Here is a 22,637-nt window from a genome sequence, read left to right as displayed (position 1 = left end):
GTCCGCGCGAGGGGCGCCATGACGGGCGCCCCCCACGGTAGTGGCTGGAGAAGCCAAGTACACGGGTGCGTCCACTCCTTCGGCGGTACGGCAGCCGGGCCGGACGGCGCCCTCGCGACACGGGCGGCGGCTCAGTCGACCGTCACCTCCACCGACAACTCGTTGTCCAGCGTGTAATAGGTGCGTGCGGTCAGCCCGTTGAGAGTGACCGCCGGGTGGACGAACACCTTCTTGCGGTCCGCGACATCGTCCAGCAGCCGTCCCACCCGGATCGGCCGCGCGCCCGTACCGGTACGGACGAGTACGTCCCAGACCCCCGGGCCGCCGTCCGGCGTGTCCACCAACTGCTTTTGAGTGAAGGTGAACCGCACGCCGTCCGGCCCCTCCGTGTGCACCCCGGTCTCGCGCACCTCCCCGGGGCGGCCCCGCAGACGCAGCACGGCTGCCGCACCGGCGTTCGTTGTGGTGCCCGTCGTGGCGTCCGTGCCGGTGCTTGTCGTGGAGCTCGTCGTGGCGCCGAAGAGGCGTGCCCGCACCGTCGTGGAGTCGGCGCCCACCTCGATGCGGTCCACCTCGGCGTGCGCGGTCCGCAGCCAGGTCCGTACGGCGAGGGTCCCGTCCGGCGTGGCGAACGGGACCCGCACCGCGAGCGGCAGCGGTGTCCGCCCCGGCACCCGGCCGGCCAGCAGCGCCCGCAGGTCGCGTACGCCCGCCAGCAGGGGCGTACGCTCCCCGTCCGGTGCGGGCAGCACGAAGAGGTCCCACCGCCCCTCCGCCAGCGCCGGTTCCGGGGCGAGCACGGCTTGCCAGCATCGGCCGGTTGCGTCGGTGGACCCTTCCGGCTCCAGGTCGAGCAGCCGGGTGGTGGACTCGGGCTTCCCCTTCGGCGGGCGCAACCGCATGAGGAGTCGGGGGCGTTCCGCCGTACGGAGCGCGAGCCGCACCTCCATCCGGCCGTCCCCGTCCACCGTGCAGTCGGCGCGCGGGAGTTCACCGGCACCTGCCCCTGCCCCGGCCCCGGTCCTGTCGCCGGGCCCGGTCCTGGAGTTCACGCTGCCCGGCGCCGGATCGGTGCCGTCCGTGACCTTGATCTCCGTCATCGCCGCTTCGCCTTCCGTACGGTCTTCAGCAGGGTGCGTGCCGTCGCGTCCAGGGTGTCCCGGGCGGCGTGCCCGCGCGGGCCCAGCGCGAGGGCCGCGCCGGTGACCGGTGCGGCCGGGCGCCCGGCCGCACGCGCGGCGGTCAGCTCGTCGAACAGGGCCTCGGCCCGGGCGACCACCGGACCCGGGGCGTACCGGCGGGAGTTCTCCAGCGCGGCGCGGCCCATCCGGCGGCGGAGGTCGTCGTCGCGGACGAGGTCGAGCAGCGCGCCGGCCAGCGCGTCCCGGTCCCCGACCGGTACCAGCCGGCCGTCCTCACCGGGCCGGATGATCTCGGCGGGCCCGTGCGGGCAGTCGGTACTCACCACGGGGAGACCGCAACGCATCGCCTCGACGATCGTCATGCCGAACGGCTCGAAGCTCGACGTCGCCGCCGCGATCGACCCCTTGACCCACTCGGCCTCCATGGGGGCCGCGGCGCCCATGAGGAACACGTTGTTGTGCAGGGCGAGTTCGTCCACCAGGCGACGCAGCCGGTCCTGTTCCTCGCCCCGGCCGTAGATCCGCAGCTGCCAGTCGGGGCGCTCGGCGGCGACCTTGGCGAACGCCTCGATGAGCAGGTCGTACCGCTTCACCCGCACCAGCCGCCCGGCCGCGACCACCACCCGGGAATTCCCGTCCGCAGGCGGGAGCGAGGGGTCCGGCACGCTGTTCGGCAGCGCCTCGACGCGTACCCCCGGAAGCCGCATCGTCCGCCGGTAGGCAGCGGCGTCCGCGTCGGTGACGGTGGTCAGCGCGTCCAGCCGCCGGTACGCCCGGCGCAGCACGCGGCGCAGCGCGGGCGGGTGGCTCTCCACCGTGAGGTGCTCCTGCCCCACCCGCACCGTGCGGTCGGGGGCCTGGAGCGCGAGGTGCACATTGAGCCCGGCCCGCGTACCGATGGCGACGTCCGCGTCCGTCCCCGTCAGGAACTCGGCGATCCGCTGGTCCGTCAGCGCGTTGTACTGCCCGTACCGGTACTCGGCCCGCGGAAACGCCGTCGACGGCCGGCCGAAGAGCGGGTGGTCCTTCTCCTTCCGCAGGTCGATCAGCGGACGCAGCCTGATGCGCGGGTCGAGCGTGAACGCGGGCGTGTCCCGGTGCCGGTTGACCGAGACGATCTCCACCTCGTGCCGCTCGGCCAGTGCGTGGGCCAGGTTGAACGTGGTGGAGATCGTCCCCCCGATGCCGTACGCGTTGTGGATGAGGAAGGAAATCTTCATGAACGGCAAGACAGCGCCGGGCGCCCGGTAGTTGCGGCCGTTACTCCTTCGTGAAGGGCGGGCACGCCCGATCGGCCCAAGCGGCGGGTCGCGGCGGTACCGTCTTCGGGGAGGTGGGGGGCGGGACGCCACGCGGGTCCTAGGGTCGCTGACAGCCCACTGACGCGGCCCACCGACAGTCCGCCGCAACGACAAGGCCCCCACTCGCGAAGGAATCGCAGGTGGGGGCCTCGGTGTGCGTGCTTACTTCTTCTTGCCCTGGTTCTTCACGGCCTCGATGGCGGCCTTCGCCGCGTCCGGGTCGAGGTACGTGCCGCCCGGCTTGACCGGCTTGAAATCGGCGTCGAGCTCGTAGACGAGCGGGATGCCGGTGGGGATGTTGAGGCCCGAGATCTCCTCGTCGGAGATGCCGTCCAGGTGCTTGACCAGGCCGCGGAGGCTGTTGCCGTGGGCGGCCACGAGGACGGTCTTGCCGTCGAGCAGGTCCGGGACGATGCCGTCGTACCAGTACGGCAGCATGCGGACGACGACGTCCTTGAGGCACTCGGTGCGCGGGCGCAGCTCGGTGGGGATCGTCGCGTAGCGCGGGTCGGCGCTCTGCGAGAACTCCGTGCCGTCCTCCAGGACGGGCGGCGGGGTGTCGTAGGAGCGGCGCCACAGCATGAACTGCTCCTCGCCGAACTCGGCGAGGGTCTGGGCCTTGTCCTTGCCCTGGAGCGCACCGTAGTGGCGCTCGTTCAGCCGCCAGGAGCGGTGGACGGGAATCCAGTGGCGGTCGGCGGCCTCCAGCGCGAGCTGGGCCGTGCGGATGGCGCGCTTCTGGAGGGAGGTGTGCAGGACGTCGGGGAGGTACCCGGCGTCCTTGAGCAGCTCACCGCCGCGCACCGCTTCCTTCTCGCCCTTTTCGGTGAGGTTCACGTCCACCCAACCGGTGAACAGGTTCTTCGCGTTCCACTCGCTCTCGCCGTGGCGGAGGAGGATCAGCTTGTACGTCGCGTCGGCCATGAGCCCGAGCGTAATCGAACCTGGACCCCCTCCGCGCGTCCGGCCACTGGACGGACAAACAGGTACACAGGCGAGCGGTGAGGGGCGCACATGAGGGGTTCTCGCGGGGAGGACCGGGCCGACGATTGACGGCAGCCGTCAAACGAGTGGCGACCGGGGAGCCGTCCTTCGTAATGTTCGATCCGCTGCCGTACCGCTTACCGGGCCTTACCGGGCGGACCCGTGCGGCATTCGTCCCGCACGTGTTCCAACTGCCCTGGGAGTCCCCGCATGTCCGTCGCCGGTCTACGAAGAGCCGCGCGCGACGCGGTGTCCGGGATGCCCCGGGAGTTCTGGTGGTTGTGGACCAGCACCCTGGTCAACCGGCTCGGTGCGTTCGTCGCCACCTTCATGGCGCTCTACCTGACCCTGGACCGGGGTTACTCGGCCTCGTACGCCGGTCTGGTGGCGTCGCTGCACGGCCTCGGCGGAGTCATCTCCTCGCTCGGCGCCGGGGTGATGGCCGACCGGCTCGGCCGGCGGCCGACCATGCTGATCGCGCAGGTCTCGACGGCGCTCTCGGTGGCCGTGCTCGGGTTCATGGAGAACCCGGTCGCCATCGCGGGCGTCGCGTTCGTCGTCGGCATGGCGAGCAACGCTTCACGCCCGGCGGTCCAGGCGATGATGGCGGACATCGTCGCGCCGAAGGACCGGGTACGGGCCTTCTCGCTGAACTACTGGGCCATCAACCTCGGCTTCGCCGTTTCGTCCACCGGGGCGGGGTTCATCGCCGAGTACAGCTACCGGATCGGCTTCCTCGTGGAGGCGGTCCTGACCCTGTGCTGCGCAGCCGTCGTCTTCCTGAAGGTGCCGGAGTCCAAGCCGGACCACGCCCCGGCGGCCTCCGCCTCCGGCGGGCGGACCACCGGGCCGGTCGGGGTACGGCTCACGGACGTGCTGCGGGACGGACGGTTCATGGGGGTGGTCGGGCTCTCGTTCATGGTCGCGCTGATCACCCAGCAGGGGTACGTGGGCCTGCCGGTGGCGATGGGCGCGGACGGGCTCACCAGCTCCGACTTCGGCACCGCGATCGCCGTCAACGGGCTGCTGATCGTCGTCCTCCAGATCCCCCTGACCCGCTTCATCGAGCGTCGCGACCCACGTCAACTCCTCATCGTCTCGACGCTCTTCGCCGGGTACGGCTTCGGGCTGACGGCCTTCGCGGGCTCGGTCGCCGCGTACGCGCTGACGGTGTGCGTCTGGACCCTGGGCGAGATCGTCAACGCCCCGACCCAGTCCGGACTGGTGGTGAAGCTGTCGCCGGCCCACGGGCGGGGCCGCTACCAGGGGATGTACTCGATGTCCTGGTCGGTGGCGGCGCTGGTCGCCCCGCTGATGTCCGGCGTCGTGATCGACCACTGGGGCGCGTCCTGGCTCTGGATGACCTGCGCCCTGCTCGGCACGGTGACCGCCCTCGGTTACTGGCTGCTGATGCGGAACCTGTCGGCGGGGGAGGAGGCGGGCGACCGGGTCGCGAAGAACGGCGTGCAGGCCGTACCGCTGACGGCTGCCGCACCTGTGAAGGCCGCACCCGTGCAGGCCGCACCCCTGACGGCCGTACCCGCGACGGCCGTGCCGCTGGATGCCGTACCGGCAGCGGAAGCGGCGGTGGCCGTCGAGGCGCTGCACGCCCCGGAGCGCTGCTGACCCGGGGGCTGGGACGGCGCACCGCGGGACCGCCCGCGACGGCGCCCGCCCCGCGGAGCCTGCCGGCTCCCCGCGCGGACGCCATCGCGGCGTCGCTCGCCGTCCTCGGGACCGGGGCCGGTCAGCCGCCGCACTGACAGGGCGAACCGGACTGGCAGCCGCAACCGCAGCCGGAGCCGCAGCCGCAGGCGCCGAGCACGGTCAGGCGCACCACTTCGGTCGGGGTCTCCTGCTCGGGGTCGGGCAGGGGGGAATCGGCCGCATGTGCCATGAGGTCCTCCTCAACGCGTACCACCGGCCGCGCTCCGAAGCCGCCACCGGTGTCGTACGCCCGGTGCGCACGACAGGGGCGTACGGGCTCGGCCCGGCCCCCGTCCATTGCATGCCCAGCCGGGCGGGCGCATCAACGGCGCACACGCGCAGGGATTGCCGTGCTTCTTCCCCCCGCCCGACCGGGCGGGGCCGTACGGGATCGTCCGTCCGCCCCGCCCGCGCCGGTTACGCGCCCTCGACCGAGGTCGGGGCCTGGAGTTCGTCGGCGTGCTCGCCCGTCACGAGGTAGACGACGCGCTTGGCGACCGAGACGGCGTGGTCGGCGAAGCGCTCGTAGTAGCGGCCGAGCAGGGTCACGTCGACCGCGGTCTCGATGCCGTGCTGCCAGCGGTCGTCCATCAGGTGCTGGAAGAGCGCACGGTGCAGCAGGTCCATCTCGTCGTCGTCCTGCTCCAGCTGGAGGGCAAGGTCGACGTCCTTCGTGATGATCACCTCGGCGGCCTTCGCCATCAGCCGCTGCGCCAGCTGTCCCATCTCCAGGATGGTCGCGTGCAGGTCGTGCGGAACGGCCTTCGCCGGGAAGCGGAGCCGGGCCAGCTTGGCGACGTGCTGGGCGAGGTCGCCCGAGCGCTCCAGGTCGGCGCTCATGCGGAGCGAGGTGACCACGATCCGCAGGTCGGTCGCGACCGGCTGCTGCCGGGCGAGGAGGGCGATGGCGCGCGCCTCCAGTTCGTGCTGGAGGTCGTCGACCCGCTGGTCCGCGGCGATGACCGTCTCCGCGAGAGTGAGGTCGGCGTCGAGCATGGCCGTGGTGGCCCGTCCGATCGCCGACCCGACGAGCCGGGCCATCTCGACCAGGTCCTCGCCGATCGAGTCGAGTTCCTCGTGGTAGGCGTCGCGCATGGAAGTCCCTCTCCAGTCCTGATGGCCGGGGTCTCTGGCTCGAACCCCACGCTCCCACGGTGAGGGGGGAACGCGTCGGAATCGGTCCGCCGAAGTGAACCACCCCCATACCCTCGGTGAACTCTGGGCGACGAGTGTTCGAGCAGGCACTCGTATGGCTGTGAGAGCGTGCGCATCGACGCATAACCTGGACGACATGGACGTGAACGCGGCGGTCGCCGCAGCAGCCGCGATCGCCGGGCTGTGCACCGGTGTGATCGCGATGCTGGCGTTCCGCTGGAGCGAGCGAGAGCTGAAGAAGCCCACGCGCGCCTCCCTGCGGCCCGACACCAGTGCCACCCTGCCCCCCGGAGTCGACACGGTCCTCTCCGTCCTCAGCTCGTCCGCCGTCGTGCTCGACGAGAGCGACGGCGTGGTGAAGGCCAGTTCCGCCGCGTACGCGCTGGGCCTGGTCCGCGGCGGCCGGCTGGCCGTCGACCAGATGCTCCAGATGACCCGGGACACCCGCAGGGACGGCGAGATACGGCAGGTCGAGCTGGAGCTGCCCCGACGCGGCACCGGCCGGGGCGACGCCCTCGCCGTCTCCGCCCGGGTCGCCCCGCTGGGCTCCCGGCTGGTGCTCCTGCTGGTCGAGGACCTGACCGAGTCGCGGCGGATAGAGGCGGTACGGCGCGACTTCGTCGCGAACGTCAGCCACGAACTGAAGACGCCGACCGGCGCGCTCTCCCTGCTGTCGGAGGCGGTCCTGGAGGCCTCCGACGACCGGGAAGCCGTCGAACGCTTCGCGGGCCGGATGCAGATCGAGGCGACCCGGCTCACCAACCTCGTCCAGGAACTGATCGACCTCTCCCGGGTCCAGAACGACGACCCGCTGGAGGACGCCGAGCCCGTCCGGGTGGACGAACTCGTCGCCGAGGCCATCGACCGCTGCCGCCAGCCGGCCGGGTCGAAGGAGATCACCATGGCCGCCGGCGGCACCAGCGACCTCTCCGTCTGGGGCAACCGCGGCCAGCTCGCGGCAGCCCTCGGCAACCTGGTCGAGAACGCCGTCAACTACAGCCCCGCCCGTACCCGTGTCGGGATCGCCGTCCGGCGGGTGACCGGACAGGGCCGGCCCCTGATCGAGCTCGCCGTGACGGACCAGGGCATGGGTATCTCCGAGAAGGACCGGGACCGGGTCTTCGAACGGTTCTACCGCGTCGACCCGGCCCGTTCGCGGGCCACCGGTGGCACCGGCCTCGGGCTCGCCATCGTCAAGCATGTGGCCGCCTCGCACGGCGGGGAGGTCACCGTCTGGAGCTCCGAGGGACAGGGCTCCACCTTTACCCTTCGGCTGCCCGAGTCGGGCACCGTACGGGAACGCACCACCGGCGGCCCACTCCTCGTCAACGGTGACGACGAGGGACCGTTCGAAACAGCTGCTTTTGAACCCTTTCCTGCCCCGGAGGCTCTTCCGTGACCCGAGTGCTTGTCGTCGAGGATGAGGAATCCTTCAGCGACGTCCTGTCCTACATGCTGCGCAAGGAGGGTTTCGAGGTCGCCGTGGCGGCGACGGGTCCCGACGGTCTCGACGAGTTCGACCGCAACGGCGCCGACCTCGTCCTGCTCGACCTCATGCTGCCGGGCCTGCCCGGTACCGAGGTCTGCCGCCAGCTGCGCAACCGCTCCAACGTCCCGGTGATCATGGTCACCGCCAAGGACAGCGAGATCGACAAGGTGGTCGGTCTGGAGATAGGAGCCGACGACTACGTCACCAAGCCGTTCTCCTCGCGCGAGCTGGTGGCGCGCATCCGCGCGGTGCTGCGCCGGCGCGGCGAGCCGGAGGAGATCACGCCGGCCGCCCTGGAGGCGGGCCCGGTCCGGATGGACGTCGACCGTCACGTGGTCACCGTCTCCGGCGGCAAGGTGGACCTCCCGCTCAAGGAGTTCGACCTCCTGGAGATGCTGCTGCGGAACGCGGGCCGCGTGCTGACCCGCATGCAGCTCATCGACCGGGTCTGGGGCGCCGACTACGTGGGCGACACCAAGACCCTCGACGTCCACGTGAAGCGGCTGCGCGCCAAGATCGAGCCCGACCCGGGCGCCCCGCGCTACCTGGTGACGGTCCGCGGCCTGGGCTACAAGTTCGAGCCGTAAACCGGTGGACGGCCATCGGGCGGACGGATGAGCGAAGGGCGCCTCCCCTCGGGGAAGGCGCCCTTCACTCGTTGGGCCACGAACGCGGTGGAGCGGAGCTCACTCGGCGGCGGGGGACGTCTCGCCGCCGGCCGGGCTCGCGGAGGCGTCGGGGCTCGCGGAGGCGTCCGGGGACGCGGAGGCGTCCGGGGAAGCCGAGGCGTCGGGCGACGCGGCGGCGGAGGGCAGCGCGCTCGGCCCGAAGCCCTCGAAGTACGAGCCGGACGGGACGACGAGGGCGCCGATGGCGATGTCGCCGCTCTCGCTGAGGCGGAAGACGACCTGCTCGACGTTGCCGTCCTGGGTGGCCTGGCGGCCGTGGGCGATGACGGCGGAGGCATTGCCCTCACCGCCGAGGATCACCTTGCCGCCGGCCGGGACCACGAGCGGCCCGCCGCCCTTGGCGGCGTGCAGCTTCACCTCGGTGCTGGACCGGGGCAGCGTGATGGCTTCCAGCGTCTCGTCCTTGGTGCCCTGGTTGAACACGGCACCGGTGACCACGGCGGGTCCCTCGGCGTCGTGCTCGGGCTGGGTGACGACGTTCACGTTCTGGATCTTGATGTCGCCGACCGAGGTGGCGGCGTTGTCCGGCCGGACCTGGAGCGTTGCTGCGTTGTTGCCCGCGGCGCACGCGGACAGCGAGGCGATCGAGATCACGAGGGCAGTGGCGGCGAGAGCGCCGTGTCGAAGGCTGCGGCTCACGGCGGCGGCAACTCCTTGAACGTTCGGTTTCTGCGGACTACGGACGTGGTGCGCAGGTGCACTGCACGACCGCGCAGGGCGGCGGACCGAGTGACGTAAAGCCGCCCTAAGGGTGTGTCAGCGGCCTTAGGCTACCGAGCCGCCGCTCGCGCCTCGCACCCGACCCGCCCCTTTGCCCCACGGCTCTTCGCCACGAGCCGCGAGCCGCGAGCCATGAGCCGCGAGCCGCGAGCCGCGAGCCACGAGTCGCGAGCCGGTGCCCCGACCGGCTCCGGCCCCCCGGCCGCGTCCGGGCCGGCCTCTCTCCGGGCAGGGTCGGCGTGACGGGCACTCTCCGGCACCCGGCGTTCACATAACACGAATGATCGATTTTCCCGGCGGTGGCGCATTCGTCGGCGGAAAAGCGTGAGGCCGTTGTCGGGCTGTTGTCGCCCTCGTTGTCGTCGCGGTTGTCATGACCGTTGCGAAGAGCTGCTTGATCAATTTCAATGAGTCGGCGAAACTCCGTCGATCGTGTGATCGATCTCCGAACGTACGGAAGAATGTACGGCTCCCCGAATCCGGCAAAACGGGATCTTTAACCCGTTCGGACAGAGTTCCCGGGTGCGGGAACAGCGCGTTTCCGGCCGGTCGTACAACGGCTCCGACCTGCGAATACCGTCTCGATGAAGGCCCGCGCAGCACGTTCCGGATGCTGTTGTCAAGCCCCGAGATATGCCCTGACCTGCGAAAACGCCATTCAGGAGTCGCCGTTCTCGTGTTACCCTGGATAGCCACGGAAGGGGTACCTGTCACATGACGTTCAAGGTTGGCGACACCGTGGTCTATCCCCATCACGGGGCCGCGCTGATCGAGGCTATCGAAACTCGCCAGATCAAAGGCGTGGACAAGACCTACTTGGTGCTCAAGGTCGCCCAGGGCGACTTGACGGTTCGTGTGCCGGCGGACAATGCGGAGTTCGTAGGCGTGCGCGACGTGGTCGGGCAGGACGGGCTGGACCGGGTCTTCGAGGTGCTGCGTGCACCGTACGCCGAAGAGCCGACGAACTGGTCTCGTCGTTACAAGGCAAATCTGGAGAAGCTCGCCTCTGGCGATGTCATCAAGGTCGCGGAAGTAGTGCGTGACCTGTGGCGTCGCGAGCGCGAGCGCGGACTCTCCGCCGGAGAAAAGCGCATGCTCGCCAAGGCCCGCCAGATCCTGGTGAGTGAGCTCGCTCTCGCGGAGAACACGAACGAGGACAAGGCCGAAGCCCTGCTTGACGAGGTTCTCGCGTCCTGAACCGGATCACACCGGTCCTACGAATATGCCGTGGTGCCCGCTGACCAGCCGTGATGAACGGCGAGTCCCCGGGCGCTGCGGCATGTTCGCGTTCTGGCCGAAGCCCCGGACTGGTGTCCGTCGGGGGTGACCGTGTTCCGGACGCGTGCGCGGTACGGGCATGATGCGTCTTCTGCTCACGCCGGAACCTTTCATGCCCCCGCAATGCCCCGCACCCCCGACTTCGGGTCTCGGCGCGCGGCTCTCCGGTACGACGGGTTCCGATGCGGCGGAACCCGCCGCACCGGATTCACCCGGGGCGGCTGCCGGACACCCGGCGCTTTCAAGATTCTTTTTCGGCCACCGGGATGCGGCTGAATTCAGCCGAATACCCGGTGGTGATCGCGCCGGGCCCCTGTGCTGCGGGAGGACCCTCGGTGCCGCTACGGGGCAGACCCTGCCGTGAGGGGTACTAGCGTCCCTCTCGGCCGGTCGACGCACCGGCCGCCCCGCGCCGCCGCCACGACTCGCTCGACCGGGTCACGGAAGGGGTCCGGACCGAGGCAGGCCGTACGGCGGCTCGCCCCGTGCCCTACCCACGTCGGCCGTGGCAACAAACCTGCCGAAGCTTCGGAGTGCAACCGATGTCACCCACGTCACCGCCCGACATGCCACAGCCCCAGGGGCCACAGCCCCAGGGGCCACAGGCCCCCACGGCCGCGCAGGCGCCCGCCGCAGCCGCCCCGGGCGGAGGTTCCGCCCGGCCGGAGCGGCTTGGGCGGACCGCCGCCGTCGTCCCGGCGGCCGGCCGGGGAGTCCGGCTCGGCCCCGGCGCGCCCAAGGCGCTGCGCGCACTGAGCGGGACGCCGATGCTGATCCACGCCGTGCGGGCGATGGCGGCCTCGCGCGCCGTCTCGCTCGTCGTGGTGGTCGCCCCGCCGGACGGCGCCGCCGCCGTGAAGAACCTGCTCGACACGCACGCCCTGCCCGAGCGCACCGACTACGTGGTGGTGCCCGGTGGTGAGACCCGCCAGGAGTCCGTCCGCCTCGGCCTGGAGGTGCTGCCCGAGGACGTGACCACGGTCCTGGTGCACGACGCGGCCCGACCCCTCGTGCCGGTCGAGAGCGTAGACGCGGTCATCGAGGCGGTCCGCGGCGGCGCCCCGGCCGTGGTGCCCGCCGTGCCGCTCGCCGACACCGTCAAGGAGGTCGAGCCCGCCGCGGTGCCGGGCGTCCCGGAGCCGGTGCTCTCGACCCCCGTACGGGCCAGGCTGCGAGCAGTCCAGACCCCGCAGGGCTTCGACCGGGAGACGTTGGTGCGGGCGCACGCGACCGTGGTGTTCGACGGCGAGGGCGCCACCGACGACGCGGGCATGGTGGAGCGTCTCGGCGAGCCGGTCGTCGTGGTGCCCGGCCACGAAGAGGCGTTCAAGGTGACCCGGCCGCTCGACCTCCTGCTGGCCGAAGCGGTACTCGCACGCCGGAGGGCGAACGATGGTTTCTGAACAGCACCCCGAGCAGCACCCCGAGCAGAACCCCCAGCACCACCCCGACCGGCGTCCCGACGCGCAGCACGGCCCCCGCCCCGTGATCCCGCTCGTCGGGATCGGGACCGACATCCACGCCTTCGAGGAGGGCCGCGAACTCTGGTGCGCCGGCCTCCGGTGGGAGGGCGAGGGCCCCGGTCTGGCCGGGCACTCCGACGCGGACGTCGTCGCGCACGCCGCCTGCAATGCCCTCTTCTCCGCCGCCGGCCTCGGCGATCTGGGGCAGCACTTCGGCACCGGACGCCCGGAGTGGTCCGGCGCCTCCGGCGTCACGCTGCTGACCGAGGCGGCGCGCATCGTGCGGGCGGCCGGCTTCGAGATCAGCAACGTCGCCGTGCAGGTCGTCGGGGTACGGCCCAAGATCGGCAAGCGCCGGGAGGAGGCCCAGCAGGTGCTCTCGGCGGCCGTCGGCGCGCCCGTCTCGCTCTCCGCCGCCACCTCGGACGGCCTCGGCTTCACCGGGCGGGGCGAGGGCATCGCGGGGATCGCCACCGCGCTGGTCTACCGAGCCTCCTGAGCCCGGTCCCTCGGGGGGCCGCGTCCCGGGCCCGCCCCACTCCTCCGACGGGGCGGGTCCGGGGAAGGAATCGAGCGATTGCGTGGTTACGGGGTAGGGGTGAGAGATCACCCATCGTCACAGCCGTCACTGCTGTCACCGTCATTCGCAGGAGGACGTAGGTCATGACCGCCGCACTTTCCGATGAGCTCAAGAACCTGCTGGACACCCCCGTGTTCGTCAACGTCGCCACCATCCAGCCGGACGGCAGCCCCCAGGTGTCGCCCGTGTGGGTGGCGCGGGACGGCGACGACGTGCTGATCTCCACCACGGTCGGCCGGCGCAAGGAGAAGAACCTGCGCCGCGACCCCCGGGTCACCGTGCTGCTCCAGCCGTTCGACGCGCCGTACTCGTACGCGGAGATCCGTGGCGAGGCGACCCTGTCGACCGAGGGTGGCCAGGAGCTGATCGACCAGCTGTCCCGGAAGTACACCGGCAAGGGGTACGCGGACTTCAACCCGGACTCCGCGAACGACGCCGAGCGCGTCGTCGTGCGGATCACCCCGCACAAGGTGGTCGGCAGCATCTGAGACCGGCGGTCGACGGCGACGCCACCGCCCGCGCCGGAAAGTGATTTCCGCGCGGGCGGGGAGGCGCCGCCTCACCCGTCCCACGCTTCCCACCTGCACCCCGTGCCCCACCGCGGCGGCTCCAGGACGCGTCGCGGAGGGTCGTATAGCAGAAAAGTTACCCCGGGCCTCCTCAGAGGTCGCGGGGCACTGGTGCGGGCCTACTACCCTGGAGCCGTGACTATTCGCCTGTACGACACCAGCGCCCGGCAGATCCGTGACTTCGTCCCGCTCACAGCGGGCTGCGTCTCGATCTACCTCTGTGGCGCTACCGTCCAGGCCGCACCGCACATCGGGCACATCCGTTCCGGCCTGAACTTCGACATCATGCGCCGCTGGTTCGCGTACCGCGGCTACGACGTGACGTTCGTCCGGAACGTCACGGACATCGACGACAAGATCATCCGGAAGTCCGAGGAGCAGGGCCGCCCCTGGTGGTCGATCGGGTACGAGAACGAGCGCGCGTTCAACGACGGTTACGACGCGCTGGGCTGCCTGCCGCCCACCTACGAGCCCCGCGCCACCGGGCACATCACCGAGATGATCGAGATGATGCGCGGTCTCATCGAGCGCGGCCACGCCTACGCGGCGGACGGCAACGTCTACTTCGACGTCCGCTCGTTCCCCGGCTACCTCGAGCTCTCCAACCAGAACCTGGACGATCTGCGCCAGCCGTCCGGCGAGGGCGAGACCGGCAAGCGCGACCAGCGGGACTTCGCCATGTGGAAGTCCGTGAAGCCGGGCGAGCCGAGCTGGGAGACCCCGTGGGGCCGCGGCCGGCCGGGCTGGCACCTGGAGTGCTCCGCGATGGCGCACAAGTACCTCGGAACCGCCTTCGACATCCACGGCGGCGGCATCGACCTGATCTTCCCGCACCACGAGAACGAGATCGCCCAGTCCAAGGGGTTCGGTGACACCTTCGCGAAGTACTGGGTGCACAACGGCTGGGTGACCATGGCCGGCGAGAAGATGTCCAAGTCGCTGGGCAACTCCGTGCTCGTCAGCGAGATGGTCAAGGCGTGGCGTCCGATCGTGCTCCGCTACTACCTCGGCAGCGCGCACTACCGCTCGATGATCGAGTACAGCGAGGCGTCCCTGCGCGACGCGGAGTCCGCGTTCGCGCGGATCGAGGGCTTCGCGCAGCGGGTCACCGAGAAGACGGGCGAGTCGGTCGAGCCCGCCTCCGAGGTGCCGCCGGCCTTCGCCGAGGCGATGGACGACGACCTGGGTGTCCCGCAGGCGCTCGCGATCGTCCACACCACCGTGCGCCAAGGCAACTCCGCGCTCGCCGCCGACGACAAGGAAGCGGCGATCGCCCGCCTCGCCGAGGTCCGGGCCATGCTCGGCGTCCTCGGCCTGGACCCGCTCGACCCGCACTGGGCGGGCGAGAGCGACCGGGGCGAGGACCTGCACGGGGTCGTCGACACGCTGGTGCGGCTGGTGCTGGACCAGCGGCAGGGGGCCCGTGAGCGCAAGGACTGGGCCGCCGCGGACGCGATCCGCGATCAGCTGAACCAGTCGGGACTGGTCATCGAGGACAGTGCGAACGGTCCCCGGTGGACGCTGGGACCGCGCTGAGCACCGCTCTCCACCGCGCCCGACCGGCGCGAATGTGCCGCCCGGCCGTCCGGGCGGCACACTTTCACTTGTAGAAGCATTTCTTAAGCAATTCACGAAGCAATCTCTGAAGCAACGAAACAGGTAGGTCATGGCCGGGAACAGCCAGCGCAGGAACCGCCGCACGTCCAACAAGAAGGGCGCGCAGGTCGGCAGCGGTGGGCAGCGACGCCGTGGCCTCGAAGGCAAGGGCCCGACGCCGCCCGCCTCCGCCCGTAAGGGACACAAGAAGAACCGTGTCGCGAACGCCGCCGCCAAGCAGGCCGCGGCCCGCCGCCCCGCCCCCCGGCGCGGCGGCGTCAAGGGCACCTCGGAGATGGTCGTCGGCCGCAACCCGGTCTTCGAGGCGCTGCGCGACGGCGTCCCCGCGGTGACGCTCTACGTCCAGCAGTTCATCGACAACGACGAGCGCGTCCGTGACGCCCTCAAGCTCGCTGCCGACCGCGGCAACATCAACCTCATGGAGGCGCCGCGCCCCGAGCTGGACCGGATGACGAACGGCCTGAACCACCAGGGCCTCGTCCTCCAGGTCCCGCCGTACGAGTACGCGCACCCGGAGGACCTGACGGCCGCCGCGTACGACAACAACGAGGACCCGCTGATCGTCGCGCTCGACGGGGTCACCGACCCGCGCAACCTCGGCGCGATCGTCCGGTCCGTGTCGGCGTTCGGCGGCCACGGCGTGGTCGTCCCCGAGCGGCGTGCGGCCGGCATGACGGCGGGCGCCTGGAAGTCGTCGGCCGGTACGGCCGCGCGCACCCCGGTCTCCCGGGTCACCAACCTGACCCGCGCCCTGGAGGGCTACCAGAAGGCGGGCTTGACGGTTGTCGGCCTGGCCGCCGACGGCGAGCACACCGTGGAGGACCTGGAGCAGCTGGCCGGTCCGGTCGTCATCGTGATCGGCAGCGAGGGCAAGGGCCTCGGCCGCCTCGTGGGCGAGACCTGTGACTACCGCGTCCGCATCTCGATGCCGGGTGGCGCGGAGTCGCTGAACGCCGGTGTCGCGGCCGGCATCGTGCTCTACGAGGTGGCCCGCCGCCGCGCGTGAGCGCCGCAGGGAGTGTCCGGCCGGTCAATGGCCGGTGCGGACCGCCGGCCCGGTACCACGCGTCCGGGCCGGTACGCATGACGAAGACGGCCCCGGGGCCACGCCCGCTCACGCGGGTGGCCCCGGGGCCGTTCTCGTACGTCCACGGCCCTGGGCCGCCGGGGGCCCCTGGACTGTCGGCCGCGCCGCGGGTTCACCGAGGTCAGGGGGCGTTCCGGGCGGCCCACGAACCGGAACGAAGCACTCCACTCCACCTGTTGACGGTTCTCGGACACTTAGACGAGGCCAAGGCAGTGTCCTAACGTCACGTCACTCGGTTAGATGAGTGTGGACACCAGAACGCCTCGGTTCGACGATCAACCCGCCCTGAGCATGACCAAGGTGGACAGCGACCCCGCGCAGGTCATCGTCAACCACGCCAGCTTCCGGGTGCAGCTTCCCCCGGGCCAGCGCGCACGGCTGCGGGGTGCGGCTCCGGTCGGCGCCGCACGCGTCCCGGCGATGAGCGGAGCCGGAGGGCGCAGGCGGGCCCCGGTCGTCTGGAGCGGGAGGTCGGAGCCGGGCGACCCGGGAGCGTCGGGCCTGCTCCAGGCCGTACGCAACTCCTCCACCGGGCACGCGGACGGCCGCACGCCGTCCGGTGCCACCCAGCTCGTCCCGCGCTTGGACGAGACGCAGCCCAACCCGGTGATGCCCACCTCGCCGCGCACGGGCGGCGGTCCGCTCCTCCCGCCCATGCGGCAGGCGACCGGCGCGTACGACGGGAACGGTCCCGCGTACGGCGGCACGAGCAGCGGATACGACGGCAGCTTCGACCGGTACGACGAGAAGTTCGGCGACGACCGGTTCAAGGACGACCGGTACGACGACGACCCGGACGAGGACCCCGAGGTCCGTGACCGGCGGTCCACCGGCGACTCCGTCCGGCACGCCTACTACCCGGGCCGCCGCATGAACCTCGGCGTCGTCCTCTTCCCGCTCCGCGTGGGCCTCGGCTTCATCTCCATCTACGCCGGCATGGGCAAGCTCTGCGACCCCGTCTTCTTCGACGGCGGCGAACGCGGCTCCATGGTCAAGTGGCTGAACTCGCTCCACCCCTGGGCGGCGGCCGAGCCGTTGCGCGACGCCGCCCTCACGCACCCGGTCGGCGCCGGACTCACCGTCGCGTTCCTCCAGGTCGTCGTCGGCGTACTCACCGTCCTCGGCCTCTGGCAGCGGGTCGCCGCCGGCTTCGGCGCTGTGCTCTCCGCCGCGCTGCTGGTGACCGTCAGCTGGCACACCGTCGCCGTCTACGACGCCCCGGACATCCTCTTCCTCGCGGCCTGGAGCCCGCTCGTCATCGCGGGCGCCCCGGTCTACTCGGTGGACGCCCGCCTGGCCGGCGAGGCGTGGCGCCGGCTCGGCCCGCGTTCGGAGATCTGGGAACTCCGCAGCCGGGTCCTGCGGCGTGGATCGGTCCTGGCGAGCGTGGTCGTCGGTCTGACGTTGCTGGTCGGCTCCGTGCTGGGAGGCGCGGTCCGTTCCACCCAGGTCGTCACCGTGCCCGGCCCGAACGAGAAGCCGACCAACCAACTGCCCGGCGTGCCGCTCCCGGAGGAGACCAAGAAGCCCGAGGCGCCGAAGAAGCCGGCCCAGGAGCACACCCCCGTGCCGTCCCGTTCCGTCGTCCCCCCGGCCCCGTCCGCCGGGCGCACCCCCCCGCGCAGCGAGGCCACCGCCGGAGATGCCTCCACCGGTACGGGCGCCGAGCCCAGCGCGACGCAGGGCACCGTCCAGCCGCCCCCGCGGCAGGAGACGCCCCCGCAGGCGCCCCCGTCCGCCAGTTCCGGCCCGTCCTCCTCCGGTTCCACGAGCACCGGAGGCGACGGGGGCGGCGCCACCGGCGGCGACACCTCCGACCCCTCCGGCGGCGACAGCGGTTCCGGCGACTCGACCTCCGGCGGCGGCCGGAACCCGCTCGGCGGCCTCCTCGGCTGAGCGGCACGGCGGTGGGCGCCCGCCCGTAGGACGAGCGCCGACGCCGACCCGGAGAAGAGGTCCCACCGGGTGTGCCGGTGGGACCTCTTCTCCGTGCGGGCCGGTACGAGGCGTGCGACGGGGTCGCGTCCGTACGAGGCGTGCGACGGGGTCGCGTCCGTACGAGGCGTACGGCGGGTTCGCGTCCGTACGAGGCGTACGGCGGGTCCGCGTCCGTACGAGGCGTGCGGCTGGGCGGGGATACGTCAGGGGCCTGGGTCAGCCGGAGTGCGCGCCGAGTTCCTTGGCGGCCTCGGTCAGGTCCTTCGCCGTGTCGATGGCCCGCCAGTACGCGCCCTGCGGCAGCGGATACCCGGCGAGCAGGCGCTCCCGCGCCAGCCGGGGGAAGGTGGTCCGCTCATGGTCGCCTCGGTCGGGCAGCAGCTCCCTGAAGGCCGGGGAGAACACGTACACACCGGCATTGATCAGGTACGGGGACGGCGGCGACTCGATGAAGTCGGTGATGTGCCCGAACGCGTCCGTCTCCACGGCACCCCACGGAATGCGCGGCCGGGCCAGGGCGAGCGTGGCCGTGGCATCGCGCTCCGCGTGGAACGCGGCCATCTCGCGCAGCGAGAAGCGGGTCCAGATGTCGCCGTTCGTGGCGTACCAAGGCTGCTCCGGATCGGGCAGCCGGGCGGCGGCGTACTTCAGCCCACCGCCACGCCCCAGGGGCTCGTTCTCGACGACCGTCATCACATTGAGCGGGAGGACGGCCGCATCCAGCCACTCCTGGAGCACCTCGGCGAGATGGCCGCAGGAGATCACGACGTCGGTGACGCCCTCGGCGGCCAGCCAGGAAAGCTGATGGCCGATGATCGGGGTCCCGGTGCCCGGGATCTCGACCATCGGCTTGGGACGGTCATCGGTGTACGGGCGCAGTCGCGACCCCTGGCCACCGGCCAGGACGACGGCCTGCGTCGGATACGTATGCAGCATGCCAGGCACGATATGCCGTGTCGGCCGGTCACGGTCCTGATCGCGGGCCTGTCTGCGGACCTGTCTGCGGGCCTGTCTGCGGGGATCAGCTGAACTGCGCGACGCCCGAGGCGAACGACGTGTCGCAGACCGGCCGCGAGAAGCGGTGCGCACGCGTGGGGCCGTACTGCTCTACGGCCGCCCTGCCGAGCGCCTTGGCGATCGACATGCAGTGCCGGGCGAGCGAGGGGCGCTGCTCCACGGCCCGCTGAAGGTCCGTCAGAGCGACGCCGGGGTCCTGCTCCTTGAGTTCGACGAGCAGCTTCTCGCGCAGGATGTCCTGCGGGGCGAGAGCCTTGGCCTTCTGCGACACGGTCGCCGAGGCCGTGGTCAGCAGCTGGGTGTCCGTGTTGGGCGCCGACCACGGCACGCGGGTGACCGCGAGCGTCCCGGAGAGGACCATGACGACGGGCAGGACGAAAGCGAGGGTTCGGCCGATTCGGCGCGCGGAATGGGTCACGCAGCGAGCGTAGCGTTCCGTGACGGAACGGCGACCTTCCGTCACTCTCACGGGGGAGAGTTCGAGCGCATTTTTCGAATCCGAGGTTGACGGGGAGGGGTGAATTGCCCCGAATGAGGCCGATATTCGGCCGCCGTCAGGGTTCGTCCATGCTTCTGCGCTTCAAACCCATCGGCGGCACGGGTACGGCGGGTGAGTGCTCGCGGCGGGTACGACGACGGCCCCGCCTCCTCATAAGGGGACGGGACCGTCGGTGCGTTCAACTGCCGCTCGGGCGGTCAGGCGCCCACGCGGTCAAGCCGGCGCGGTGGTACGGGTGCGGTGGTGCAGGTGCGGTGGTGCAGGTGCGGCGAACCGGTCAGGCGGTGAGGCGCTCGCCCGTCGAGGTCGCGAAGACGTGCAGCTCGTCCGGGCGCGGGACGACGTGCAGCTTGGTGCCCTTCTCCGGGACGGCGCGGCCACCGACGCGGACCACGAGGTCCTTGTGCTGGCCGCCGACCTCGGCACCGCCGTAGACGAAGCCGTCGGCTCCGAGCTCCTCGACGACGTTGACCGAGACGGCGAGGCCGGCCGGGGCGTCGGCGGAGGCCTTGGAGAGGCCGGTCGCGGCGGCGCCACCGTGCTCGACGATGTCGAAGTGCTCCGGGCGGATGCCGACCGTGACGGTGGTGTCACCGCGGTTCGCGGCGGCGGTGAGCGCCTCGCGGGAGACCGGGACGACGCTGTTGCCGAACTTCACGCCACCGTCGGTGATCGGGACCTCGATCAGGTTCATCGCGGGGGAGCCGATGAAGCCGGCGACGAAGAGGTTGGCCGGGCGGTCGTACATGTTGCGCGGCGAGTCGACCTGCTGGAGCAGACCGTCCTTGAGGACCGCGACACGGTCGCCCATGGTGAGGGCCTCGACCTGGTCGTGGGTGACGTACACGGTCGTGATGCCGAGGCGGCGCTGCAGCGAGGCGATCTGCGTACGGGTGGAGACACGGAGCTTGGCGTCGAGGTTCGACAGCGGCTCGTCCATGAGGAAGACCTGGGGCTCACGCACGATGGCACGGCCCATCGCGACACGCTGACGCTGACCACCGGAGAGCGCCTTCGGCTTGCGGTCCAGGTAGTCGGTGAGGTCCAGCATCTTGGCGGCCTCTTCGACCTTCGCCCGGATGTCGGTCTTGTTCACGCCGGCGATCTTGAGCGCGAAGCCCATGTTGTCCGCGACGGTCATGTGCGGGTACAGCGCGTAGTTCTGGAACACCATCGCGATGTCCCGGTCCTTCGGCGGCAGGTGCGTGACGTCGCGGTCACCGATGCGGATCGCACCACCGTTGACGTCCTCGAGACCCGCGAGCATGCGCAGGGAGGTCGACTTGCCACAACCGGAGGGGCCGACGAGGACGAGGAACTCGCCGTCCGCGATGTCGATTTCGAGCTGGTCCACCGCGGGCTTCGTGGAGCCGGGGTAGACGCGGGACGCCTTGTCGAACGTGACACTGGCCATGCTGATGCTTCTCCTTCACCGGCAGGAACGTGCCGGACGATCCGAGTAAGGGAGTGGAAGGGTCCACTCGGGTGAACCCGACGTGACGCTACCTGGCGTTTTCCGATCTGTCTGTAGTCCAGGCCATGTGAATTTCATGTCCTGGACACACGCCGCATTGGTTACACTGCACGGGCACGCGCCCGCACTCGCCTCCTTAGCTCAGTCCGGCCAGAGCAACGCACTTGTAATGCGTAGGTCGTCGGTTCGAATCCGACAGGGGGCTCGGTGTGAACCCCAGCTCAGATCCGCTCTGAGCTGGGGTTTTGTCGTTCAGCGGAGGTGGCGGCGGTGCGGGGCGCGGCTGCGCGGATGTCCGTGGTCCCGGTTCCCGTCTCCATAGTGGCCTCGGGGGCGGCTGCGGGCGGCGGTACGAAGAACTCGCCCATGCGCCGCATCGCGTCCTTCGGCAGGTGCGACCGCCGCTTCACCGTAGCGCCGGGTCTGGCTGATCTGGGTGTGGCGGAGAATCTCCATGATGGGGTGCATGTCCACGCCAAGTTCATTCATGGTGGTCCCGGCGGTGGGACGGCTTCCGTCGTACAGACGGCGGTCGTCGATCCCGGCATCGGCCGGCGGCCGACCAGGCCCTCGCACTCGTACTCACCTAACTCACCGCCCGCCGGCCAGGCGAGGCCGCTCGCCGCACACTCGTCCGCGACGTTCTGGCAGCCCTCCCCGCCGAGGCGGACCGCATCCTCGCCGACACCGGCTGGCCAGCCCTCGCGGCCCTCGCCGCACTCCTCTCCGACGCCGAAGCACGCGGCCACCAACCGCACCAGCTTCTGCCGGAAGCAGCAGCCCACCACGAGCTCACCACGGCCCGCCAACCCGCCCGCGTCCTCCTCACTCGCATCCAGCACACCGGCCGCAACCCTGTGCCCCACTGCCGAGCCGAAGCCGCCTGGCTCCGGAGCAGTACCGCACGAGGAGTGGGCCGGCAGCCGTCCGTGGCCCAGCCGACGACCGCGCCCGCGCCGCACCCCAATCGGCCGCGACGGTGAGTGTTACCCGGCGGGGGCACAGCGCCGGGGGCGATCAGCGTGCTCGGCCGCGCCGCGAACGGGGGATGGAGACAAGGGCGCGAGGGCGCGAGGTCGATGCAGCCGTCCTTGGCGGTCTATGGCAAGCGCAACTCCCCTGGAGTCTCGCGTTCGATATCTGAAGGCGTCATTCTGGATTGCCCATAGAGTCACTTGTTTTGCATAAGCATGGGATAATTATCGTAGCTCAGTAGGCATCGGAACTGCGCTTTTGTTCGCAGATATTCGGCTAGGTCCAGGTGGAGTGTGTCAATGCTGGGTCGGGAGTCCGAAGCGCGCCCGTTTCCTCCGATCCACCATGAGGATTGAACGACGTTCGTTTGATATAGAAGTGAAGACTTCTCGATATATGGAGGATCGAGGTAGGCAACTACGAGGGAGGGCAGTAGCTGTGGATATTGCTCCGGCACACCTTCAAGTATTTGTGGCCAGTCCTTGCGCCGCACATCCACTAGGCGCCCAAGAGAATGCAGGTGGCGACGTACCTGATTCTCTCCGCAAGCGCATCCGGTTTCCAACGGCATCCGATCGGGTAGTTACAGGCTTGCGCGCGACCTTTACTGGGATCTGAAAGTGTCTTGCTGATCGTGCGTGCTGGAAGCCTCAAGAACTCCCACCATTGCAGGTCACAAGGCACTTCCTCGTTTCGAGAAGAGTTATACACAGGCATCGAATCGTGGATCAAGGCTTAGTCTCATCCGTAGTCTCAACGAGACTCTTCGGACCCCTCCGCGCCGCTGCACTCCGTGGACAGACCAGGTGCCACGAAACGACGAACCAAGAGATCAACGAGTCCACGACCACGCCGCACTGGTTGAAGATCAAGGTGGGGCGTGTTTCGAAAGTGGCGCCGTCCGCCCGGAGGGCGGACAGGCGGGACTTTCGAAATTCGACCCAGGGCTCGCA

General features: G+C 70.6%; 20 protein-coding genes, 1 tRNA gene and 1 pseudogene. 11 read left to right on the top strand and 11 right to left on the bottom strand.

The features are described from left to right. Window positions 1-131: 131 nt before the first annotated feature. From ACFYPN_RS26065 to ACFYPN_RS26055, 3 genes are all read right to left on the bottom strand, one after another. Window positions 132-1,100 (bottom strand): hypothetical protein, encoded by a 969-nt coding sequence (locus tag ACFYPN_RS26065; RefSeq protein WP_389301414.1) that lies wholly within the window; start codon window positions 1,098-1,100, stop codon window positions 132-134. Continuing rightward, complete coding sequence (locus ACFYPN_RS26060) at window positions 1,097-2,362, bottom strand: glycosyltransferase family 4 protein (protein ID WP_389301412.1); 1,266 nt, start codon at window positions 2,360-2,362, stop codon at window positions 1,097-1,099. Before ACFYPN_RS26060 ends, ACFYPN_RS26065 begins: the two co-directional genes overlap by 4 nt. 243 nt (window positions 2,363-2,605) lie before the next feature. Continuing rightward, window positions 2,606-3,367 carry a phosphoglyceromutase gene (locus ACFYPN_RS26055; RefSeq protein ID WP_266706002.1) on the bottom strand — a complete coding sequence of 254 codons (762 nt, stop codon included), beginning with the start codon at window positions 3,365-3,367 and terminating at the stop codon, window positions 2,606-2,608. Window positions 3,368-3,637: 270 nt separating this feature from the next. Here ACFYPN_RS26055 and ACFYPN_RS26050 point away from each other — a divergent pair, with 270 nt between their 5' ends. Then, entirely contained in the window at window positions 3,638-5,053 is a 1,416-nt protein-coding gene (locus tag ACFYPN_RS26050; protein ID WP_389301409.1) for an MDR family MFS transporter, read from the top strand. Window positions 5,054-5,174: 121 nt separating this feature from the next. Here the strand turns inward: ACFYPN_RS26050 and ACFYPN_RS26045 are convergent, their stop codons facing one another. Beyond that, window positions 5,175-5,324 carry a hypothetical protein gene (locus ACFYPN_RS26045; protein WP_266705998.1) on the bottom strand — a complete coding sequence of 50 codons (150 nt, stop codon included), beginning with the start codon at window positions 5,322-5,324 and terminating at the stop codon, window positions 5,175-5,177. A gap of 227 nt (window positions 5,325-5,551) precedes the next feature. Next, window positions 5,552-6,229 carry a phosphate signaling complex protein PhoU gene (gene phoU / locus ACFYPN_RS26040; protein ID WP_358759306.1) on the bottom strand — a complete coding sequence of 226 codons (678 nt, stop codon included), beginning with the start codon at window positions 6,227-6,229 and terminating at the stop codon, window positions 5,552-5,554. A gap of 196 nt (window positions 6,230-6,425) precedes the next feature. Here phoU and ACFYPN_RS26035 point away from each other — a divergent pair, with 196 nt between their 5' ends. Beyond that, window positions 6,426-7,688, top strand: coding sequence for an ATP-binding protein (locus ACFYPN_RS26035; RefSeq protein ID WP_358759308.1), 1,263 nt, complete (start codon window positions 6,426-6,428; stop codon window positions 7,686-7,688). After that, the gene (locus tag ACFYPN_RS26030; RefSeq protein ID WP_275493488.1) at window positions 7,685-8,365 is read left to right on the top strand and encodes a response regulator transcription factor; all 681 of its coding nucleotides are present in this window, start codon (window positions 7,685-7,687) and stop codon (window positions 8,363-8,365) included. The genes ACFYPN_RS26035 and ACFYPN_RS26030 overlap by 4 nt, the downstream gene beginning before the upstream one ends. Window positions 8,366-8,464: 99 nt before the next feature. Here ACFYPN_RS26030 and ACFYPN_RS26025 read toward each other — a convergent pair whose 3' ends face one another. After that, window positions 8,465-9,106 (bottom strand): DUF461 domain-containing protein, encoded by a 642-nt coding sequence (locus ACFYPN_RS26025; RefSeq protein ID WP_389301404.1) that lies wholly within the window; start codon window positions 9,104-9,106, stop codon window positions 8,465-8,467. Window positions 9,107-9,901: 795 nt separating this feature from the next. Here ACFYPN_RS26025 and ACFYPN_RS26020 point away from each other — a divergent pair. The 7 genes from ACFYPN_RS26020 to ACFYPN_RS25990 all read left to right on the top strand — a co-directional run bounded on the left by ACFYPN_RS26020 (window position 9,902) and on the right by ACFYPN_RS25990 (window position 17,677). Beyond that, the gene (locus ACFYPN_RS26020) at window positions 9,902-10,384 is read left to right on the top strand and encodes a CarD family transcriptional regulator (RefSeq protein WP_003953493.1); all 483 of its coding nucleotides are present in this window, start codon (window positions 9,902-9,904) and stop codon (window positions 10,382-10,384) included. Window positions 10,385-11,031: 647 nt separating this feature from the next. After that, entirely contained in the window at window positions 11,032-11,868 is an 837-nt protein-coding gene (ispD, locus tag ACFYPN_RS26015; protein ID WP_389301403.1) for a 2-C-methyl-D-erythritol 4-phosphate cytidylyltransferase, read from the top strand. Beyond that, window positions 11,858-12,427 (top strand): 2-C-methyl-D-erythritol 2,4-cyclodiphosphate synthase, encoded by a 570-nt coding sequence (gene ispF / locus ACFYPN_RS26010; RefSeq protein ID WP_389301400.1) that lies wholly within the window; start codon window positions 11,858-11,860, stop codon window positions 12,425-12,427. Before ispD ends, ispF begins: the two co-directional genes overlap by 11 nt. Before the next feature lie 164 nt (window positions 12,428-12,591). Then, on the top strand, window positions 12,592-12,996 hold the full coding sequence (locus tag ACFYPN_RS26005) for a PPOX class F420-dependent oxidoreductase (protein WP_358759315.1): 405 nt from the start codon (window positions 12,592-12,594) through the stop codon (window positions 12,994-12,996). A 216-nt stretch (window positions 12,997-13,212) separates the two neighbouring features. After that, the gene (gene cysS / locus ACFYPN_RS26000; protein WP_358759317.1) at window positions 13,213-14,613 is read left to right on the top strand and encodes a cysteine--tRNA ligase; all 1,401 of its coding nucleotides are present in this window, start codon (window positions 13,213-13,215) and stop codon (window positions 14,611-14,613) included. A gap of 130 nt (window positions 14,614-14,743) precedes the next feature. Continuing rightward, window positions 14,744-15,700 (top strand): 23S rRNA (guanosine(2251)-2'-O)-methyltransferase RlmB, encoded by a 957-nt coding sequence (gene rlmB / locus ACFYPN_RS25995; RefSeq protein ID WP_358759319.1) that lies wholly within the window; start codon window positions 14,744-14,746, stop codon window positions 15,698-15,700. Window positions 15,701-16,021: 321 nt separating this feature from the next. After that, complete coding sequence (locus ACFYPN_RS25990; protein WP_358759321.1) at window positions 16,022-17,677, top strand: DoxX family membrane protein; 1,656 nt, start codon at window positions 16,022-16,024, stop codon at window positions 17,675-17,677. Between the two features lie 258 nt (window positions 17,678-17,935). Here ACFYPN_RS25990 and ACFYPN_RS25985 read toward each other — a convergent pair whose 3' ends face one another. From ACFYPN_RS25985 to ACFYPN_RS25975, 3 genes are all read right to left on the bottom strand, one after another. Continuing rightward, window positions 17,936-18,652, bottom strand: a complete 717-nt coding sequence (locus tag ACFYPN_RS25985) for a nucleotidyltransferase family protein (protein ID WP_358759335.1) — start codon at window positions 18,650-18,652, stop codon at window positions 17,936-17,938. An 88-nt stretch (window positions 18,653-18,740) separates the two neighbouring features. Next, a complete protein-coding gene (locus tag ACFYPN_RS25980; protein ID WP_358759323.1) occupies window positions 18,741-19,154 on the bottom strand; it encodes a hypothetical protein in 414 nt (137 codons plus the stop codon). A gap of 358 nt (window positions 19,155-19,512) precedes the next feature. Then, window positions 19,513-20,649: a sn-glycerol-3-phosphate ABC transporter ATP-binding protein UgpC gene (locus ACFYPN_RS25975; protein WP_358759325.1), complete on the bottom strand. Its 1,137-nt coding sequence runs from the start codon at window positions 20,647-20,649 to the stop codon at window positions 19,513-19,515. A gap of 190 nt (window positions 20,650-20,839) precedes the next feature. Here ACFYPN_RS25975 and ACFYPN_RS25970 point away from each other — a divergent pair. After that, window positions 20,840-20,914 (top strand) — tRNA-Thr (locus ACFYPN_RS25970). Between the two features lie 16 nt (window positions 20,915-20,930). On the opposite strand, the pseudogene ACFYPN_RS25965 reads toward ACFYPN_RS25970, so the two are convergent. Both ACFYPN_RS25965 and ACFYPN_RS25960 read right to left on the bottom strand, forming a co-directional pair. Beyond that, a pseudogene (locus ACFYPN_RS25965) lies at window positions 20,931-21,258 on the bottom strand (hypothetical protein); the annotation flags it as partial. Next, the gene (locus tag ACFYPN_RS25960; RefSeq protein WP_389301562.1) at window positions 21,195-21,551 is read right to left on the bottom strand and encodes a hypothetical protein; all 357 of its coding nucleotides are present in this window, start codon (window positions 21,549-21,551) and stop codon (window positions 21,195-21,197) included. The pseudogene ACFYPN_RS25965 and the gene ACFYPN_RS25960, both read right to left, overlap by 64 nt. Window positions 21,552-22,637 lie beyond the last annotated feature (1,086 nt).

The sequence above is a fragment of the Streptomyces sp. NPDC005576 genome (genome assembly GCF_042871745.1).
Lineage (GTDB): Bacteria > Actinomycetota > Actinomycetes > Streptomycetales > Streptomycetaceae > Streptomyces.
Note: the sequence above shows the minus strand (reverse complement) of the source record. Positions and strands in the feature narration are given on the sequence as shown.